We start from the raw sequence: 16,733 nt of genomic DNA, 5'->3' as shown, positions 1-16,733 counted from the left end.
ACCCGGCCCTCAGCGTGCCTGGATTTCGCGCATGGCCTCGGCCAGGCGCTCCGGCGGGATGCCGGTCAGCGAGCCGGGCGGATTGGCCGGGCTGCCGTCGGCCAGCAGAATGGCCCCCTCGATCGGACAGATGCTCGCGCACTGCTGCTCGGCGAAGTCGCCGTCGCACTCGGTGCACTTGTGCGCACTGATCTTGAAGTGCGTACCGCCCGGGGATACCGCCTCGCTCGGGCAGACATCCACGCAGGCCCAGCAGTTGACACAGGATTCCTCGATTTTCAGCGCCATCTTGCACCTCCACGAATCGCTTGAACTGTCCCGGATAGCGGCTCAGGCGTTGGCCCGCAGCGGCGCCTCGTCCTGCTGCAGGCGGCCGGCCTGGAGCATTTCCTGATAGACCGCCAGCACCGCTTCCTCGATGGGCTCCATGGCATGCTCGCCATTGGGCTGGATGCCGGCCTCCTCGAGCAGTCCCCACGGCTCGAAACCGATCTTCGAGCAGAGCACCGCCTCGCAGCCCTTGAGGGCGCGGATGCTGCCGGCCAGCGCGCTTTCCTTCTCGCCGCAGCTGTCGTTGCCGACGCAGTACTGGTCGACCTTACGGTGGCCGATGAAGCGCACGCCGTTGGCGGAGGCCTCGTAGACGAGAAACTCGGTGGCATGGCCGTAGTGCTGGTTGATCAGGCCGCCGCCGCTGGTGGCCACCGCCATCAGCACCGGGCGATGCGCCTTGCCGGCCGGGGCGTCGAACTTGGGCACCGACAGGCTGGCCAGACGCGCCTTCTTCGCGGCCTTCTCGTCCAGCTCTTCCTTGATTGCGGCGTGGATGACGGCGCGCTTGACCATGGCGGCCTCGTAGTCGATGTCCATTTCCTCGATCTTGTCGATGGTGAACTCGTCGCCGCGGTCCTCGCCGAGCAAGCCGACCGCATCGGCACGGCACTGGCGGCAGTGGCGCATCATGTTCATGTCGCCGGCACAGGCGTCCTGCAGGTCCTGCAGCTCCTCCGGCTCGGGGCTGCGCTGGCCCATTACGCCGTAGAAGGTGCCATGCTCGGCTTCGGCGATCAGCGGCATGACGTTGTGCAGGAAAGCACCCTTGGACTTGACGATCTTGCTGACTTCCTTGAGGTGCTCGTCGTTGACCCCGGGGATTAGCACCGAGTTGACCTTCACCAGGATGCCGCGCTCGATCAGCATTTCCAGGCCTTTCTGTTGGCGCTCGATGAGGATCTTCGCTGCCTTGACGCCGCGGATGCGCTTGTTGTTCCAGTAGATCCACGGGTAGATCTTGGCGCCGATTTCCGGGTCCACGCAGTTGATGGTGATGGTCACGTGGTCGATGTTGTGCTTGGCCAGCTCGTCGACGCAGTCCGGCAGCGCCAGGCCGTTGGTGGAGACGCACAGCTTGATGTCCGGCGCCTCCTCGCTGAGCATGCGGAAGGTCTCGAAGGTGCGCTGCGGGTTGGCCAAGGGATCGCCGGGGCCGGCGATGCCGAGCACGGTCATCTGCGGGATGGTCGCCGCCACCGCCTTGACCTTCTTCACCGCCTGCAGCGGATCGAGCACCTCGGAAACCACACCGGGGCGCGACTCGTTGGCGCAGTCGTACTTGCGGTTGCAGTAGTGGCACTGGATGTTGCAGGCCGGCGCCACCGCCACGTGCATGCGGGCGAAGTAGTGGTGGGCTTCTTCCGAGTAGCAGGGGTGGTTGTGCACCTTCTCGCGGATATGTTCCGGCAGCTGGGAAAGCTGATCGTCCGTGCTGCCGCAGGATCCAGAGGAGCAACCGCCAGCACTGTGCTGCTCCGCCTCGTTTTGCCCAAGTACGCTCAGTTCCATGGTCGGTCTCCGGGAAAGAGAAAGTCCCGAGAGACTGAGCAATCGCCGTGCCCAATCGTTAACTCGTTGTTTTCAAAGGAGTTTCTGGCGCGGGTCGAAGGGGCTTTGTCGGGCAGCCGACAGGGGCGCGGGCATGGCTTTGTCGGATAGGCGACAAGGGCGCGTCGATATGGGGCCAGAGAGTTGCTCCCTCTCCCGCTGGCGGGAGAGGGCTGGGGTGAGGGTGGGAGCGTGTGGCGGCCCGTCGACCCGGCCCCTCTCCCATGAATGGGAGAGGGGGGAGGAGCCGCGAGGACTCAGATCTTGCGCATGTGGATGTTCAGGGTCTGGATCCGGTAGGCGATCTGCCGCGGGGTCATGCCCAAGAGGCGCGCGGCCTTGGCCTGCACCCAGCCGGCCTGTTCCAGCGCGGCGACCACCCGCTCGCGGTCGTCCAGCCCCTCGTCGGCCAGGTCGATCTCGGGCAGCGGGGCGAGCGGCAGGCTGTCGTGGTCGAGACCGCCGAGCGACACCACGTCGCGGCCGATGCTGCCGTCCTCGCTCATGATCGCCGAACGCTCCAGGCAGTTCTCCAGCTCGCGCACGTTGCCCGGCCAGCGGTGGCCCATCAGCAGGCGGATGGCGCTGTCGGTGATCGACAGCGCACGGCCCTGCTGGCGGGCGATCTTGGCGAGGAGGAATTCGGCCAGCTCGGGGATGTCGGCGCTGCGCTCGCGCAGCGGCGGGATGCGGATGGCCATCACGTTGAGGCGGTAGTAGAGGTCCTCGCGGAACTTGCCCTTGTCCACCTCGCTTTCCAGGTCGCGGTTGGTGGCGGCGACGATGCGCACGTTGACCCGCACCGTCTGGTTGCCGCCGACCCGCTCGAACTCGCCCTCCTGCAGCACGCGCAGCAGCTTGGCCTGGAACATCGGCGAGATCTCGCCGATCTCGTCGAGGAACAGGGTGCCGCCGTCGGCCTGCTCGAAGCGCCCCTTGCGCTGCTTGACCGCGCCGGTGAAGGCGCCCTTCTCGTGGCCGAACAGTTCCGACTCGAGCAAGGTTTCCGGCAGCGCCGCGCAGTTCAGGCGCACGAACGGCTGGTGGGCGCGCGGCGAGTTGTAGTGGATGGCGCTGGCGATCAGCTCCTTGCCGGTACCCGACTCGCCGAGCACCAGCACCGTGCTGTCCCACTTGCCGACCCGGCGCACCTGGTCGAACACCCGGCGCATCGACGGCGTGTGGCCGACCACCATGTTCTCGAAGCCGTACTTGCCGCGCACCTCGCGGCGCAGTTCGTCGCGCTCGTTGGCCACCTCGCGGCTGTCCTCGATGTTCACCACCAGGCGTACGGTCTGCGCCAGCAGGTTGGCGACGATCTCCATGAAGCGCGCGCGGTCGGGCAGCAGCTCGTCGGCGCGACCCTGCGGCTGCGCGGCCAGCACGCCGATGGTGTTGCCCTCGTGGGTCTTGATCGGTACGGCGATGAACGGCAGCTCGAGGTCGTAGAGCGCCAGACGATCGAGAAAGCGCGGCTCGGACGAGATGCGCCCGAGCACCACGCTGTTGCCGTGCTTGAAGATGTTGCCGATCACCCCCTCGCCGATCCGGTAGCGCACCGACTCGCAGGCGCTGACCACCGCCTCGGAGTCGCTGTGGATGGCGCCGACCTGCAGGGCGCTATGCCCGGAGTCGGAAATCGACACCAGACCGTGCAGCAGGCCGAGGTCGTTGTGCAGCACGGCGAGGATCTGGGCGAGGATGTCCTCGATCTGCTGCACCCGGCTGAGGGTGCGGGAAATGCGCGCCAGGGCCTGCAGCTGACTGTCGTAGAGGTCGGGGCGCGACGTCGGCGCAGGGCGCTGAGCGATCTGGGTATTCATCGGCTTGCGCTCCATGGGTCAACTGGCGGTGAAGGGAAGTTCGACCACCACCCGGCAACCCTGCTGGTAGCTGGTGTCGATATGCACGGTGCCGGCATGTTCGCTGACGATCTCCTGGACCATGGCCAGGCCCATGCCATGGCCGGCGCTATGCGGCGGTTTGGTGCTGAAGAACGGCTCGAACACCTTGAGCACCAGCTCGGGCGCAATCCCCGGTCCGCTGTCGGTGATTTCCATGCGCACCACCTGCTGGTTCTCCACCCGGGTGCTGATGAACAGCTCGCGGCGGCTGACCTGGCTGTGGCCAATCGCCTCGATGGCATTCATCAGCAGTTGCTTGATCATGCTGCGCAGGCGGCTTTCCGCACCCATCACCCAAGGCAGGCGCAGCGCCGGCTGCCAGTCGACGACGATGCCCTGGGCGAGCAGGTTGTCGGTGCACAAGGTGATCACTTCGCGGATCAGCTGGTTGACGTTGACCGGCATCTTCGCCTCGATGCGCCGCACCGGCATGGCTCCGGACAGGCTGTCCAGCGCCTCCTGGCCGGCCAGGCTGGCCTCGCGCATGGCGCTCAGCACCGGATCGTTGCCGGCCTTCTCGCCGAGGCGCCGTTCGAGCATGCGCAACGCGGCGCCGATCAGGTTGACCGGCCCCTGCAGGCGATGGATGGCGCCGTTGAAGGTTTCGCGCATGCCGTCGAGCAGCTCCTCCTCGGCCATCAGCGCTTTCAGCGCATTGAGGCGCGAGTCCTGTTGCTTCTGACGCAGCTCGGAGATGTCGTTGATGGTCAGCAGCAGGTAGCGTTCCTCGCTGGGCGAGAAGAACACCTGGGCCCGTTCGTCCTCGATATGGATGGCCATGCCGTGGCAGGACAGCCAGCGCGGGGCATACCCGCCGAGGTCGAAGGGGATTTCCTTGCCGGAGAAGGGGTGGCCTTCCTCTTCCAGGGCGGCGAACGGCATGGCGAGATTTTCGCGCAGCAAGGCCACCAGGCTGTCGCCGCTGCCATCGCTGGTCAGCTCCCGCGCCAGGCGGGCGAAGCTCGGGTTGGACAGCTCGACGCGGTGCTCGCGGTCGAGCACCACCATCGCCGCCGGGGCGGCGCTGACCACCGCCTCGATCATCAGGCGCTGGTTGCTGACGCGCTGCTCCAGTTCGTGCAGGTCGCTGCTGTCGCGGTGCATGCCCAGGTAATGAAGGGTCTCGCCGTTTTCGGCGAACACCGGCGCCACGGTCAGTTCGGCCAGATACAGGCTGCCGTCCTTGCGTCGGTTGACCAGCACGCCGGACCACGGCTTCTTCTGCGCCAGCCGGCTCCACAGCGCCTGGTAGACCAGCCGTGGCGTGGTGCCGTTGGACAGCAGGGATTCGTTCTTGCCGATCACTTCCTCGCGGCTGTAGCCGGTGATGCTGCTGAAGGCCCGGTTGGCGTAGAGGATGTTGGCCTTGAGGTCGGTGATCGAAATGGCGATCGGCGCGTGTTCCGCCATCTGCCGGAATGCCTCGGGTAACAGCTCATCGCTCGCGGCACTGGCCACTGGCGTCTCGTTGCTGCGGGTCGGAATGCCCTGGGTCATGCGCTTTGCCTCTTCAATCCACGGAGAACCAGTGAACGCGGAACTCGCCTGCGGCACGCTGAGGTCACGGTAGCGACAAAGGCACAGCAGGTGTAGGGACTTGTGCAAACACTGTGCCGCCGCCAAATGCCGCTCGGGAGGCCGGTCAGGCGCGCAAAAGCGGCTTGGCAGAGCGGTTTTGCCGCGGTTGGCCGGCTTTTCCTGTGCGAAAGCCCACGCGGGGCTGCGGATGGCCGCCGTTGTCTGTCGCAAAGCCGACAAAGGCCCAGCGCAGAGGGCCGGCCAGCGCGGATTTGTCTGCAGCGCCGTTGATCTGGATCAAGCTTTCCGGGGCCTGGGCGAGCGGATCGTCGGCGCGCCGGGCCATGGCACGCTTGCTGCAGATACACCCACAGCGCAGCACGCCCGACAAGGGTGCACTGCAGAGGTCAGCCAAGTGGGTGGGTCGTTATGGATTATCTGCTGTTTCTGATCGGCACCGTGCTGGTCAACAACGTGGTGCTGGTGCACTTCCTCGGCCTGTGTCCGTTCATGGGGGTGTCCGGCAAGCTCGATCCCTCGGTGGGCATGAGCGTGGCCACCACCCTGGTGATGACCCTCGGCGGCATCAGCAGCTGGCTGCTCGAGCACCACGTGCTGCAGCCGCTGGGCATCGGTTTCCTGCGCATCCTCGCCTACATCGTGGTGATCGCCTCGCTGGTGCAGCTGATCGAACTGATCATCCGCAAGGTCAGCCCGCCGCTGCACCGCGCCCTCGGCGTCTACCTGCCGCTGATCACCACCAACTGCGCGGTGCTCGGCGTGCCCTTGATCAGCGTGCGCGACAACCACGGCCTGCTGCAGGCCGGGCTGTTCGGCTTCGGCTCGGCGCTGGCCTTCTCCTTGGTCATGGTGATCTTCGCCGGCCTGCGCGAGCGCCTGGCCCTGGCCAGCGTGCCGGCGGCCTTCGCCGGCGCGCCGATTGCCTTCGTCACCGCCGGCCTGCTGGCCATGGCGTTCATGGGCTTCGGCGGCCTGATCTGAATCGACACTGATGGCCGGCCGAGGCCGGCGAGGAGCGCGAGATGGTGGTGGCAATCCTGACCCTGGCGGTGATGGGCCTGCTGCTGGGCGGTGGCCTGGGCCTGGCGGCGCGCAAGTTCGCGGTCAGCGACGAAAACCCGCTGGTCAAGGAAATCGAGCAACTGCTGCCGGGCAGCCAGTGCGGTCAGTGCGGTTTTCCCGGCTGCGGCTCGGCGGCCGCGGCGCTGGTCGAAGGCCAGGCAGCGATTACCTGCTGTCCTCCCGGCGGCGTGGCCCTGGCCGAGCAGCTCGCCGCGCTGCTAGGCGTGACCCTGGATGCCGGGCAGGTGAGCGTGCCGCAGCTGGCGCGCATCGACGCCACGCAATGCACCGGCTGCACCCGCTGCTATCGCGCCTGTCCGACCGACGCCATCGTCGGCGCCAGCGGGCAGATCCACAGCGTGCTGGGCGGCGCCTGCACCGGCTGCGGCAAGTGCCTAGACGCCTGCCCGGAAGACTGCATCGTCCTCGCCGCGCAGGCACCGAGCCTGGACACCTGGCGCTGGGCCAAGCCCCAGGCCGTCTGAACCGACCACGGAGCATTGCCATGTTCAATCTCGCCCGCATCCGCGGCGGTATCCATCCCGCAGCCCACAAGGACCGCTCGGCCGCGCTGCCGATCGGCAGCCTGGCGCTGCCGCCGCGTCTCTACCTGCCGCTGCGCCAGCACGCCGGGGCCGAGGCCCTGCCGCTGGTCAGGGTCGGCGAGCGGGTGCTCAAGGGCCAGCTGATCGCCGGCTCACCGGCGGAAATGTCGGCGCCGATCCACGCGCCGAGTTCCGGGCGCATCGTCGAGATCGGTCCGATCCTCGCCCCGCACCCCTCCGGCCTGACGGTCAACGGCATGGTGCTCGAGTGCGACGGCGCGGAGCGCTGGATCGAGCTGGACGTGCCGGCCAATCCCTTCGCCGAGAGTCCGCTGCTGCTCGCCGACCGTGTCGCCCGGGCCGGCATCGTCGGCATGGGCGGGGCGATCTTCCCGGCGGCGGTCAAGCTCAAGCAGGGCACCCGCCACGAGATCAAGACCGTGCTGGTCAACGGCAGCGAGTGCGAGCCCTACCTGACCTGCGACGACCGCCTGATGCGCGAGCGCGCCGAGGCCATCGTCGACGGCGCGCGGCTGATCCAGCACATCCTGCGCGCCTACCGGGTGGTGATCGCCATCGAGGACAATAAGCCCGAGGCGCTGGCGGCCATGCGCGCGGCCAGCGAGCCGTTCGGCGCCATCGAGGTGGAAGCGGTGCCGGCGCTGTACCCGATGGGCTCGGCCAAGCAGCTGATCCAGTCGGTCACCGGCCGCGAGGTGCCGGCCGACGCGCGCAGCACCTCGGTCGGCGCGCTGGTGCACAACGTCGGCACCGTCTACGCCATCCAGCAGGCGCTGCGCCACGGCCGCCCGCTGATCTCGCGGGTGGTCAGCGTGGCGGGCAGCTGCGTGACCAGTCCGCGCAACCTGGAGGTGCCCATCGGCACCCCGGCGCAGCTGCTGCTCGACGCCTGCGGTGGCCTGCAGCAGGAGCCGGCGCGCCTGCTGCTCGGCGGGCCGATGATGGGTGTGGCGCTGCCCTCGCCGCAGGTGCCGATGATCAAGGGCGCCACCGGCCTGCTGGCCCTGGCGCGCCACGAGCTGCGCAACGACCAGGCCTCGCCGTGCATCCGCTGCGCCAGCTGCGTGGACGCCTGCCCGATGGGCCTGCTGCCGCTGGAAATGGCCGCCCGCGCCCGCGTCGACGATCTCGACGGGGCCAGCGACTACGGCCTGCGCGACTGCATCCTCTGTGGCTGCTGCTCCTACGTGTGCCCCTCGCACATCCCGCTGGTGCAGTACTTCCAGCACGCCATGGGCCAGCAGGACGAACGGCGCAGCGCCGCGCGCAAGAACGATTACATCCGCCAGCTGACCGAGGCGCGCGCCGCGCGTCTGGCGGCGGAGGAAGCCGCCAAGGCCGCGGTCAAGGCAGCCAAGGCCGCCGCCAAGGCCAAACCGGCCCAGACCGCAGCGTCCAGCGAGGTGGAGAAGCCATGAGTAGCCTAGACATCGCCTCCGGGCCCTTCGCCCACGACCGCTCCTCGGTCAACCGCATCATGCTGCAGGTCAGCCTGGCGCTGCTGCCGACCACCCTGTTCGGCCTCTACCTGTTCGGCTGGCCGGCGATCAACCTGTGGCTGCTGACCTGCGCCAGCGCGCTGGCCACCGAGGCGCTGTGCCTGCGCTGGCTCGACCAGCCGATGGCGCGTCTGCTCGATGGTTCGGCGCTGCTCACCGGCTGGCTGCTGGCGCTGTCGCTGCCGCCGACGGCGCCCTGGTGGATCGCCGTCGGCGGCGCCGCGTTCGCCATAGGTATCGGCAAGCAGCTGTACGGCGGCATCGGCCAGAACCTGTTCAACCCGGCGATGCTGGCACGGGTCGCCCTGCTGATCGCCTTCCCGCTGCAGATGACCAGCTGGGCGCTGCCGCAGCCTCTGGGTTCGGCCGGCGCGCCGGGTTTCCTCGACGGCCTGGCGATCACCTTCGCCGGCGCGCCACTGGCCGACGGCATGAGCGGCGCCACCGCGCTGGGCCATCTGAAGACCGAGCTGACCCTGGGCCACAGCGCCGAGGCGATCCTCGCCGGCGACTTCAGCCTGCTGGCGGCGCTGCTGGGCCACAGCGCCGGCAGCCTGGGCGAAACCTCCGAACTGCTGCTCCTGCTCGGCGGCGCCTGGCTGCTGGCGCGGCGCATCATCCACTGGGAAATCCCGCTGAGCATGCTGCTCGCCGTGGTGCTGCTGGCGGCCATCGCCCACCAGATCAATCCCGGGCGCTATCCCGGCGGGCTCTACCACCTGGCCAGCGGTGGCCTGCTGCTCGGCGCGCTGTTCATCGCCACCGATCCGGTCACCTCGCCGGTCAGCCGCAGCGGCCGGCTGCTGTTCGGCGCCGGCAGCGGCGTGCTGATCTACGTGATCCGCACCTGGGGCAGCTTCCCCGAGGCGGTGGCCTTCGCCGTGCTGTTCATGAACGCGCTGACCCCGCTGCTCGACCGCTACTGGCGGCCGCGCGCCTACGGCCGCAACGCACGTGGCAAGCCGCTGCCCATCGGTCGGCAAACCAATCCGGTCAACCAGGAGGGCAAGCCATGAGCGAGAACACGCTGACCCCTGCGGAGGAGGTCGTCGCGCCGCCTTCGCTGCTGCAACGCTGGCGTTCGCGGGTCGAGTACCAGGGCCTGTCGCTGGCGGCGATCTGCGCGCTGGTAGCGCTGTCGCTGCTGCTCGGCAACCAGCTGACCCACGAGCAGATCACCGCCCAGCAGGAGGCCGACCGCCTCGCCGTGCTGCGCCAGGTCCTGCCGCAGCGGCTGTACGACAACAACCCGCTGAGCGACGCCTTCACCGTGCAGGACGCCGAGCTGGGCGCGGTCGAGGTGTATCCGGCGCGCAAGGACGGCCATCTGGTGGCGGTGGCCTTCCAGGTCAGCAACATCGGCTACGGCGGTCCGATCCTGCACCTGATCGCGCTGAGCCGCGAAGGGCAGATCCTCGGCGTGCGGGTGCTCAGCCACAAGGAGACCCCCGGCCTGGCCGACAAGATCGAAGTGTCGCGCAGCGACTGGATCAAGGCGTTCGATGGCCTGTCGCTGGCCAACACCCCGCTGGTGCAGTGGAAGGTGAAGAAGGACGGCGGCCAGTTCGACCAGTTCGCCGGCGCCACCATCACCCCGCGCGCGGTGGTCAAGAGCGTGCTGCAGGCCCTGCAGTTCCAGGTCCGCCAGGCCGCGCGGCTGGGCGCGACCGCAGAGGAGGCACAACGATGAGCGAAGCGAAACGGCCGTGGCACTACTTCACCTCGGCGCTGTGGGACTACAACGTCGCCCTGGTGCAGATGCTCGCGCTGTGCCCGGCGCTGGCGGTCACCACCACCGCGACCAACGGCCTGGGCATGGGCCTGGCCACCACCCTGGTGCTGATCTGCACCAACGCGATCATCTCCGCGCTGCGCCACAGCATCGCCCCCGAGGTACGCAACCCGGTGATGATCGCCATCATCGCCGGCGTGGTGACCCTGATCGACATGGCGATGAACGCCTGGATGCATGAGATGTACAAGGTGCTCGGCCTGTTCATCGCGCTGATCGTCACCAACTGCGCGGTGCTCGGCCGCGCCGAATCGTTCAGCCTGAGGAACCCGGTGATTCCCGCGATGCTCGACGGCGCCGGCATGGGCATCGGCTTCACCTGGGTGCTGGTGGTGATCGGCGGCATCCGCGAGATCCTCGGCAGCGGCACCCTGTTCGCCCAGGCCTCGTCGCTGCTCGGCGCACACTTCCAGTGGCTGGAGATCACCGTGCTGCCCGGCTTCCAGGGCATCCTGCTGGCCATCCTGCCGCCGGGTGCGTTCATCGTCCTGGGCTTCCTGCTCGCCGGCAAGCGCGTGCTCGACCGCAAGCGCGCCGAGCGCAGGATCAAGAGCCACGGCGAGCTGGTGGTTCTGCAATGAGTCCGGCACAGGAGTGAAGCCATGAAAGTTGGTGTGGTGTACGCCGTTGCTCCCCAGCCGCTGCTGCTGACCTGCCAGGTCGAAGAAGGCAGCACCGTGGCGCAGGCCATCGAACGGTCCGGGCTGCTGCGCTACTGCCCGGAGATCGACCTGAAGAAGCAGAAGGTCGGCGTGTTCGGCAAGTTCGTGAAGCTCGACAGTTGCCTGAAGGAGGGCGATCGCGTGGAGATCTACCAGCGCATCACGCGGGTGCTCGACGAAGACGATGACGATGACGACGATTGATCCGCTGTTGGCTTGCCCGGGAGGCCACTGATGCAAACCCCCATGAACATGAGTCGCGAGACCGCACTGCGTATCGCCCTGGCCGCCCGGGCGTTGCCCGGCATCGGCGTCGGCCGCCTGCTGGAGATGCTGCACCAGAGCATCGAGGGGCCGCTGACCGAGGAGAGCCTGCAGACGGTGACCGTCACCAACCTCAAGACCGGCTTCGCCAGCGCCGACGGCGAGGAGGACGGCGAGGACATCAGCGTCGGCCTGCCGGCGATCAAGGATGCGGTGCGCATCCTCTGGGGCGAGACCGTGGACAGCGATCTGCCGCAGCCGGTGGTTCTCGACACGCTGCCGGAGCGCTCGATCCGTGTGGCCATCGCTTCCAACAGCGGCGAGAACCTCGACGGCCACTTCGGCTCCTGCCTGCGCTTTCTGGTCTATCAGGTGAGCGCCGAGCAGGTGGCGCTGGTCGATGTGCGCTCCGCCCTGGAGGCGGACTTCGCCGAGGACAAGAACGGCTTTCGCGTCGACCTGATCCGCGACTGCCAGGTGCTCTACGTGGTGTCGGTCGGCGGACCGGCGGCGGCCAAGGTGGTGCGCGCCGACATCTACCCGATCAAGCGGATCGAAGGCGGCCTGGCTGCGGACATCCTCGCCGACCTGCAGGCGGTCATGGCCGGTTCGCCGCCACCCTGGCTGGCCAAGCTGCTCGGCGACGGCGCCGAGCAACGCGTGCGCTTTTCCCGTTCGGCTGAGGTGCTGTGAACATGAGTGATCCCCGTCGACTGATCGCCGTCGCCATCGATCGCCAGGGCCAGGTGGCCGGACACGCCGGCCGCGCCCACCGCTGGCGCGTGTTCGACGTCTGGCCGGGCGAGGCTCCGGACGGCGCCTACACCCTCGAGCTGGACGAGCACGCCTGCCTGCACGAGTGGCACGTCTGCGCGCAGCCCGAGCGCCACCCGCTGCACGCGGTGGACGTGGCGATTGCCGGCAGTGCCGGCGACGGCGTGACCCGGCGCCTCGGCGAGCGCGGCGTGATCCTGCTCACCACTGGCGAAAGCGACCCCGAACGGGCAGTCAAGGCCTTCCTCGCCGACGCCCTGCCACCCGGCCAGCCCCACGACGAGCATGCGTGCGGCGGGGAAGGGCACCACCCGGCGTAAGCCGCAGTCGAGGAGGCACCGATGGATACTGCCGCGCCCCTGAGCCGTGAAGCAGCCCTGCGCATCGCGCTGGCCGCCCGCGTGCTGCCCGATGTCCCCGTGCGCCAGTTGCTGGCGATCCTTCGCGAGCGCATCGATGCCCCGCTCATCGAGTCGACCCTGCAACGGGTGACCGTCAGCGACCTGAAGATCGGCCTGGCTGGTTCCGAAGACGACGTCGACCTGCTCGACACGCCGATGGAAGCCTTCAAGGAGGCCGTGCGCATCCTCTGGGGCGAAAGCGTGCCCGGCGAGCTGCCGCGCGCCACGCCCCTCGCGGAACTGCCGCCGGGCTCGATCCGCGTGGCCGTCGCCTCCAACTGCGGCGAACGGCTGGATGGCCACTTCGGTTCCTGCCAGCGCTTCCTGATCTACCAGGTGAGCAGCGCGCAGCTGACCCTGATCGACGTGCGCTCGGCCCGCGAGGCCGATCTCGCCGAAGACCGCAACGGCTACCGGCGCGACCTGATCGCCGACTGCCAGGTGCTCTACGCAGTCACCATCGGCGGCCCGGCGGCCTCCAAGGTGGTCCGCGCCGGCATCTACCCGATCATGAAGATCGCCGGCGGCGAAGCGGCGCAGATCCTCGCCGCGCTGCAGGCGGTGATGGCCAGCGCGCCGCCGCCGTGGCTGGCCAAGCTGCTCGGCCAGCATGCCGAACGACGTCTGCGTTTCGCCGAGGCGGACGACGACGCCTGAGCGGGATGTTCCCCCGGCCGTGTTGCCTGCCCCGTGCTCGACCCAATCACCATGACGGCCGTCCCGGTCGTCCAGGAGCCCGCTGATGAATAGTCCTGTAAGCATGAGCCGCGACACCGCATTGCGCATCGCCCTGGCCGCCCGGGCCCTGCCCGGCACCAGCGTGGGCCAGCTGCTGGAAATCCTCCACCAGCAGGTCAACGGCCCGCTGACCGAAAAGAGCCTGCAGGGGGTGACCGTCACCGACCTGAAGATCGGCCTGGCCGGCTCGGAGGAGGACGTCGACCTGCTCGATACGCCAATGGAAGCCCTCAAGGAGGCCGTGCGCATTCTCTGGGGCGAGACCGTGGCCGACGATCTGCCGCAGCCGATGGTCCTGGCCAGCGTTCCGGCAGGTTCGATCCGCGTCGCCGTCGCCTCCAACAACGGCGAGCAGCTGGACGGCCACTTCGGCACCTGCCCGCGCTTTCTGATCTACCAGGTCGGCGCCAGCGACAGCACGCTGATCGACATCCGCTCGACCCTGGAAGCGGATCTGGCCGAGGACAAGAACGCCTGGCGCGTCGAGCAGATCGCCGACTGCCAGGTGCTGTTCGTCGTCTCCATCGGCGGCCCGGCCGCGGCCAAGGTGGTGCGCGCCAACATCTACCCGCTGAAGAAACCCAATGGCGGTCGCGCCGAGGAGGTCCTGGCCGAGCTGCAGCAGGTCATGGCCGGCTCGCCGCCGCCGTGGCTGGCCAAGCTGCTGGGGCGCAGTGCGGAGGAGCGGGTGCGGTTCGAGTGGGAGGAGGAAGAGGTGGCTTGAACTGCGTTGGCAGGACCTGAGCGCCAGTTGCCACGGCCGGAGCGGAGATTGGATCTGCTTCGGCCGTTTTGGTTTTGTACTGACCGTGCAGGTTGTCTAACCGGTAGACAAGCATTGGGGGGAGGGTTAACGTCCCGCCCTGCATTTCGCCAAGGATGCAATCACCCTGCATTTCCCAGCCGATGCTGTGGCTGCGATCCAGTAAATGAAGACTTGGGGCACGGATGTTATGTGTTCATGGAGGAATTAGATGACGTGGCTACTGATTGCGGTAGTTGTATTGGCCGTGCTTATGGCAGTAATCATTGCTGCGGGAAAATCCGCTAAAGGAGCCTCTGGCCAGCCGTTTCCTTACATCAAGAAGGATTGTCTGCTAACCCCTGCGGAGCGCTCATTTCTGGGCGTGCTTGAGCAAGCGATTGGCGGCCAATATCGTGTGTATGCCCAAGTGCGGCTTGCAGACCTGCTCGCGGTGAGAACCGGCATCGGCAGGTCTGCCCGCACAATTGCCCTGAACCGAATCAACCGCAAGCATGCCGACTTTGTGTTGTGCGACAAGGAAACCCTCGAGATCGTCTGCGCCATTGAGCTGGACGACGCATCCCATCAACAGGCACGGCGCAAGGAGCGGGACACTTTCGTGGAAGAGGCATGCCGTGCAGCCGGCTTGCCGCTGGCCAGGTTTGTAGCGAAGGCCACGTACACCATTCAGGATGTGCGGGAATCCATTCAGCAGGTGGCAGTTATCAAGCTGGAGCCGGCGCCGAAACCCAACGACATGGAGAGCCAGAATCCAACCGCTCAATTGTCGCCTGCAACAGACTCTCAGGATAAGGCGCCCGTTTGTCCAAAGTGTGGTGGGCTGACACTACTCCGCACGGTCAAGAGCGGAGCTCATGCGGGAAAACAGTTGTGGGGCTGCTCCAGTTTTCCCGCATGCAAGGGCTATATCCCGCTTGGTAAACAAGCGAATCGGTAGTTGGAGCCCGTAAGCAATGGATGAGCTGCTGTCCCTGGTCGCTCGCTTTCTCGCCCATATCCTCGTCGAGCTGTTCTTCGGCACCCTCTGCTACTGGGCCGGCTGGCCTTGGGTGAAGCTGTTCACCCTCGGCAAGTATCCCCGCCACGGCTGGTTGAGCGGCCGGCGCGAGGAGACCTACGTCCAGTGCGTCGGCCTCGCCGTGCTGGCGCTGGTGCTGATGGCCGCCCTCGGCCAGTTTGGCTTCTGAGCCTCGTTCCGCGTGATCCTCCCAGCCGCAACACGAAGATGGCTGCGGCGGGAGAGGGCGGGTGGCGGCTGACTGCGCGGGGGCGTCACCTCGAGCGCCTCGCGGCACCGCCGACGGCCAGGCCGACCGCCAGCAACGCCAGCAGCGGCGCCAGCGCAAAGTCGGGCGCTTCCATCGCCCACAGGGTCGTGCCGCTGAGCAGGCACCAGGCCACCGGAATCGGCCACAGGCCCCACGCCGGCCGCCCGCCGACCAGCAGCAGGACGCCGAGGGTGGCCAGCGCGGTCGGGTCGGGGGCCATGCCGAACAGCTCCGCCTGCGTCCAGCTTCTCCCCAGCAGCGGGCCGATCGCCGGAAAGACCAGCAGGGCAAACAGCAGCAGGACCAGGCCGGCGCGCTTCTGCAGCCGCGTGGGAGATGGCGGTGCGAGTCGGCCGCGCAGGACCCCAGACCAGAGCAGCAGCGCCGCCTGGACGACGAAGGCCAGGGCGAAATAGCCGGCGGCCAGGTTGATGCTGGCGTAGCGCTGCCAGTGGAACCCCCAGGCGACCCACAGCCAGCAGAGCACCAGGATCACGGCGCTGGCACGTCCCGCCCGCTCGCCGCCGCGCCGCGCCAACACCAGTACTGCCAGGCCGAGCGCGAGGGCGAGCAGCTGCAGCGGCCACAGTTCGAGGTTGTAGAGCTCGAACAGCCGGTAGTAGGTACGCGGCGCAAACAGCAGCAGATCGCGCGGGCCGTAGAGCCACCACTCCGCCATCAGAGCTGGGCCACGAATGCGGCCATGCGGCTGCGCATGGCCTGATCCGGCAGGCGTCCGGAGGCGCTGCCGAGGTTCTCCAGCACGTGGTCGACGCGGGTGGTGGCGGGAATCGCGCAGGTGACGTGCGGATGGGAAATGACGAACTTGAGGGCGAACTGGGCCCAGCTGGTGCAGTCGATTTCGCCTGCCCACGCCGGCAGCGGATGGCGGTCGAGCCGGCGCAGCAGCTCGCCGCGCTGGAACGGCCGGTTGACGATGACCGCGATGCCGTGTTCGCGGGCGAGCGGCAGCAGGCGCTGCTCGGCCTCGCGGTCGACGAGGTTGTAGGTCAGTTGGACGAAGTCCAGCGGCTGGCTGGCCATGATCCGCGCCATCTCGGCATGGCGGTGCCCGTGGGAGGTGGTGATGCCCACATAGCGCAGCTGGCCGGCCGCCTTCATCGCCAGCAGCGTCGGCAGGTGCGCCTGCCACGACACCAGGTTGTGCACCTGCAGCAGGTCGAAGCGCGGGATGCCCCAGCGCTGGCGCGAGGTTTCCATCTGCGCACGACCGGCCGCGCCGTCGGCAATCCACACCTTGTCGGCGGCGAACAGCTGTGCGGGATGCCCCAGCTTCGCGAGGCCGTAGCCGATGACTTCCTGCGCCGAGCCGTACATGGGCGAGCTGTCGATCAGCCGCCCGCCGGCGCGGAAGAAGTTGCGCATCACCTCGGCGCTGGCGTCGCGCGCGGCGCGGTCGTTGCCGACGTTGAAGGTGATCCAGCTGCCCAGGCCGACCAGCGGCAGGGCCTCGCCGCTGGAAGGGATGCTGCGGGTGGCCGGGCCGCTCTGGCGCGCCAGTCCCAGCGCCGGGCCGAGCAGGGCCGCTGCGGCGAGCGCGCCGAGCAGCCGGCGGCGGGTGAGATTCGCAGGGCTGTCCATCACGACTCCTTCATC

General features: G+C 68.0%; 20 protein-coding genes. 13 read left to right on the top strand and 7 right to left on the bottom strand.

All coding sequences use genetic code 11. The features are described from left to right. Positions 1–9: 9 nt before the first annotated feature. The 5 genes from BM297_RS13045 to BM297_RS13025 form a co-directional block, all read right to left on the bottom strand. Positions 10–288 carry a 4Fe-4S binding protein gene (locus BM297_RS13045; RefSeq protein WP_092432211.1) on the bottom strand — a complete coding sequence of 93 codons (279 nt, stop codon included), beginning with the start codon at positions 286–288 and terminating at the stop codon, positions 10–12. A gap of 42 nt (positions 289–330) precedes the next feature. Beyond that, positions 331–1,842, bottom strand: coding sequence for a nitrogenase cofactor biosynthesis protein NifB (gene nifB / locus BM297_RS13040; RefSeq protein WP_092432210.1), 1,512 nt, complete (start codon positions 1,840–1,842; stop codon positions 331–333). Between the two features lie 296 nt (positions 1,843–2,138). Further along, positions 2,139–3,704: a nif-specific transcriptional activator NifA gene (gene nifA, locus BM297_RS13035; RefSeq protein ID WP_092432208.1), complete on the bottom strand. Its 1,566-nt coding sequence runs from the start codon at positions 3,702–3,704 to the stop codon at positions 2,139–2,141. 18 nt (positions 3,705–3,722) lie between these two features. Next, the gene (nifL, locus tag BM297_RS13030) at positions 3,723–5,282 is read right to left on the bottom strand and encodes a nitrogen fixation negative regulator NifL (protein ID WP_092432206.1); all 1,560 of its coding nucleotides are present in this window, start codon (positions 5,280–5,282) and stop codon (positions 3,723–3,725) included. A 145-nt stretch (positions 5,283–5,427) separates the two neighbouring features. Further along, entirely contained in the window at positions 5,428–5,649 is a 222-nt protein-coding gene (locus BM297_RS13025; RefSeq protein ID WP_092432204.1) for a hypothetical protein, read from the bottom strand. 83 nt (positions 5,650–5,732) lie between these two features. On the opposite strand from BM297_RS13025, the gene rsxA reads away from it, so the two are divergent. From rsxA to BM297_RS12960, 13 genes are all read left to right on the top strand, one after another. After that, positions 5,733–6,305 carry an electron transport complex subunit RsxA gene (gene rsxA / locus BM297_RS13020; protein WP_092432202.1) on the top strand — a complete coding sequence of 191 codons (573 nt, stop codon included), beginning with the start codon at positions 5,733–5,735 and terminating at the stop codon, positions 6,303–6,305. Positions 6,306–6,346: 41 nt separating this feature from the next. Beyond that, positions 6,347–6,871 carry an RnfABCDGE type electron transport complex subunit B gene (locus BM297_RS13015; RefSeq protein ID WP_092432201.1) on the top strand — a complete coding sequence of 175 codons (525 nt, stop codon included), beginning with the start codon at positions 6,347–6,349 and terminating at the stop codon, positions 6,869–6,871. A 20-nt stretch (positions 6,872–6,891) separates the two neighbouring features. Then, complete coding sequence (rsxC, locus tag BM297_RS13010; protein ID WP_092432198.1) at positions 6,892–8,370, top strand: electron transport complex subunit RsxC; 1,479 nt, start codon at positions 6,892–6,894, stop codon at positions 8,368–8,370. Continuing rightward, positions 8,367–9,467, top strand: coding sequence for an RnfABCDGE type electron transport complex subunit D (locus tag BM297_RS13005; protein ID WP_092432195.1), 1,101 nt, complete (start codon positions 8,367–8,369; stop codon positions 9,465–9,467). Before rsxC ends, BM297_RS13005 begins: the two co-directional genes overlap by 4 nt. Next, positions 9,464–10,141, top strand: coding sequence for an electron transport complex subunit RsxG (rsxG, locus tag BM297_RS13000; RefSeq protein ID WP_092432193.1), 678 nt, complete (start codon positions 9,464–9,466; stop codon positions 10,139–10,141). Before BM297_RS13005 ends, rsxG begins: the two co-directional genes overlap by 4 nt. After that, on the top strand, positions 10,138–10,824 hold the full coding sequence (locus BM297_RS12995) for an electron transport complex subunit E (protein ID WP_092432189.1): 687 nt from the start codon (positions 10,138–10,140) through the stop codon (positions 10,822–10,824). The genes rsxG and BM297_RS12995 overlap by 4 nt, the downstream gene beginning before the upstream one ends. Positions 10,825–10,845: 21 nt before the next feature. Beyond that, the gene (locus tag BM297_RS12990; RefSeq protein WP_092432187.1) at positions 10,846–11,109 is read left to right on the top strand and encodes an RnfH family protein; all 264 of its coding nucleotides are present in this window, start codon (positions 10,846–10,848) and stop codon (positions 11,107–11,109) included. Positions 11,110–11,139: 30 nt separating this feature from the next. Continuing rightward, positions 11,140–11,862, top strand: a complete 723-nt coding sequence (locus tag BM297_RS12985) for a dinitrogenase iron-molybdenum cofactor biosynthesis protein (protein ID WP_092432186.1) — start codon at positions 11,140–11,142, stop codon at positions 11,860–11,862. A gap of 2 nt (positions 11,863–11,864) precedes the next feature. Beyond that, positions 11,865–12,263: a NifB/NifX family molybdenum-iron cluster-binding protein gene (locus BM297_RS12980; RefSeq protein ID WP_092432185.1), complete on the top strand. Its 399-nt coding sequence runs from the start codon at positions 11,865–11,867 to the stop codon at positions 12,261–12,263. A 21-nt stretch (positions 12,264–12,284) separates the two neighbouring features. After that, positions 12,285–13,001, top strand: a complete 717-nt coding sequence (locus BM297_RS12975; protein WP_092432184.1) for a dinitrogenase iron-molybdenum cofactor N-terminal domain-containing protein — start codon at positions 12,285–12,287, stop codon at positions 12,999–13,001. 85 nt (positions 13,002–13,086) lie between these two features. After that, complete coding sequence (locus BM297_RS12970; RefSeq protein ID WP_092432182.1) at positions 13,087–13,806, top strand: dinitrogenase iron-molybdenum cofactor biosynthesis protein; 720 nt, start codon at positions 13,087–13,089, stop codon at positions 13,804–13,806. 250 nt (positions 13,807–14,056) lie between these two features. Further along, positions 14,057–14,785, top strand: a complete 729-nt coding sequence (locus BM297_RS12965; protein ID WP_092432180.1) for a DUF2726 domain-containing protein — start codon at positions 14,057–14,059, stop codon at positions 14,783–14,785. A gap of 16 nt (positions 14,786–14,801) precedes the next feature. Continuing rightward, positions 14,802–15,035 (top strand): hypothetical protein, encoded by a 234-nt coding sequence (locus BM297_RS12960; protein WP_245768258.1) that lies wholly within the window; start codon positions 14,802–14,804, stop codon positions 15,033–15,035. 85 nt (positions 15,036–15,120) lie between these two features. On the opposite strand, the gene BM297_RS12955 is transcribed toward BM297_RS12960, so the two are convergent. Then, a complete protein-coding gene (locus BM297_RS12955) occupies positions 15,121–15,795 on the bottom strand; it encodes a DUF6064 family protein (RefSeq protein WP_092432178.1) in 675 nt (224 codons plus the stop codon). Then, positions 15,795–16,718: an aldo/keto reductase gene (locus tag BM297_RS12950; protein WP_092432176.1), complete on the bottom strand. Its 924-nt coding sequence runs from the start codon at positions 16,716–16,718 to the stop codon at positions 15,795–15,797. The genes BM297_RS12955 and BM297_RS12950 overlap by 1 nt, the downstream gene beginning before the upstream one ends. Positions 16,719–16,733: the final 15 nt, after the last annotated feature.

Origin of the sequence: Geopseudomonas sagittaria (assembly GCF_900115715.1) — a bacterium.
Lineage (GTDB): Bacteria > Pseudomonadota > Gammaproteobacteria > Pseudomonadales > Pseudomonadaceae > Geopseudomonas > Geopseudomonas sagittaria.
Note: the sequence above shows the minus strand (reverse complement) of the source record. Positions and strands in the feature narration are given on the sequence as shown.

Coding starts and splice junctions, on each gene's coding strand:
- BM297_RS13045 (WP_092432211.1), bottom strand. CDS start 288: ATGGCGCTGAAAATCGAGGAATCCTGTGTCAACTGCTGGGCCTGCGTG.
- nifB (WP_092432210.1), bottom strand. CDS start 1,842: ATGGAACTGAGCGTACTTGGGCAAAACGAGGCGGAGCAGCACAGTGCT.
- nifA (WP_092432208.1), bottom strand. CDS start 3,704: ATGAATACCCAGATCGCTCAGCGCCCTGCGCCGACGTCGCGCCCCGAC.
- nifL (WP_092432206.1), bottom strand. CDS start 5,282: ATGACCCAGGGCATTCCGACCCGCAGCAACGAGACGCCAGTGGCCAGT.
- BM297_RS13025 (WP_092432204.1), bottom strand. CDS start 5,649: ATGGCCCGGCGCGCCGACGATCCGCTCGCCCAGGCCCCGGAAAGCTTG.
- rsxA (WP_092432202.1), top strand. CDS start 5,733: ATGGATTATCTGCTGTTTCTGATCGGCACCGTGCTGGTCAACAACGTG.
- BM297_RS13015 (WP_092432201.1), top strand. CDS start 6,347: ATGGTGGTGGCAATCCTGACCCTGGCGGTGATGGGCCTGCTGCTGGGC.
- rsxC (WP_092432198.1), top strand. CDS start 6,892: ATGTTCAATCTCGCCCGCATCCGCGGCGGTATCCATCCCGCAGCCCAC.
- BM297_RS13005 (WP_092432195.1), top strand. CDS start 8,367: ATGAGTAGCCTAGACATCGCCTCCGGGCCCTTCGCCCACGACCGCTCC.
- rsxG (WP_092432193.1), top strand. CDS start 9,464: ATGAGCGAGAACACGCTGACCCCTGCGGAGGAGGTCGTCGCGCCGCCT.
- BM297_RS12995 (WP_092432189.1), top strand. CDS start 10,138: ATGAGCGAAGCGAAACGGCCGTGGCACTACTTCACCTCGGCGCTGTGG.
- BM297_RS12990 (WP_092432187.1), top strand. CDS start 10,846: ATGAAAGTTGGTGTGGTGTACGCCGTTGCTCCCCAGCCGCTGCTGCTG.
- BM297_RS12985 (WP_092432186.1), top strand. CDS start 11,140: ATGCAAACCCCCATGAACATGAGTCGCGAGACCGCACTGCGTATCGCC.
- BM297_RS12980 (WP_092432185.1), top strand. CDS start 11,865: ATGAGTGATCCCCGTCGACTGATCGCCGTCGCCATCGATCGCCAGGGC.
- BM297_RS12975 (WP_092432184.1), top strand. CDS start 12,285: ATGGATACTGCCGCGCCCCTGAGCCGTGAAGCAGCCCTGCGCATCGCG.
- BM297_RS12970 (WP_092432182.1), top strand. CDS start 13,087: ATGAATAGTCCTGTAAGCATGAGCCGCGACACCGCATTGCGCATCGCC.
- BM297_RS12965 (WP_092432180.1), top strand. CDS start 14,057: ATGACGTGGCTACTGATTGCGGTAGTTGTATTGGCCGTGCTTATGGCA.
- BM297_RS12960 (WP_245768258.1), top strand. CDS start 14,802: ATGGATGAGCTGCTGTCCCTGGTCGCTCGCTTTCTCGCCCATATCCTC.
- BM297_RS12955 (WP_092432178.1), bottom strand. CDS start 15,795: ATGGCGGAGTGGTGGCTCTACGGCCCGCGCGATCTGCTGCTGTTTGCG.
- BM297_RS12950 (WP_092432176.1), bottom strand. CDS start 16,718: ATGGACAGCCCTGCGAATCTCACCCGCCGCCGGCTGCTCGGCGCGCTC.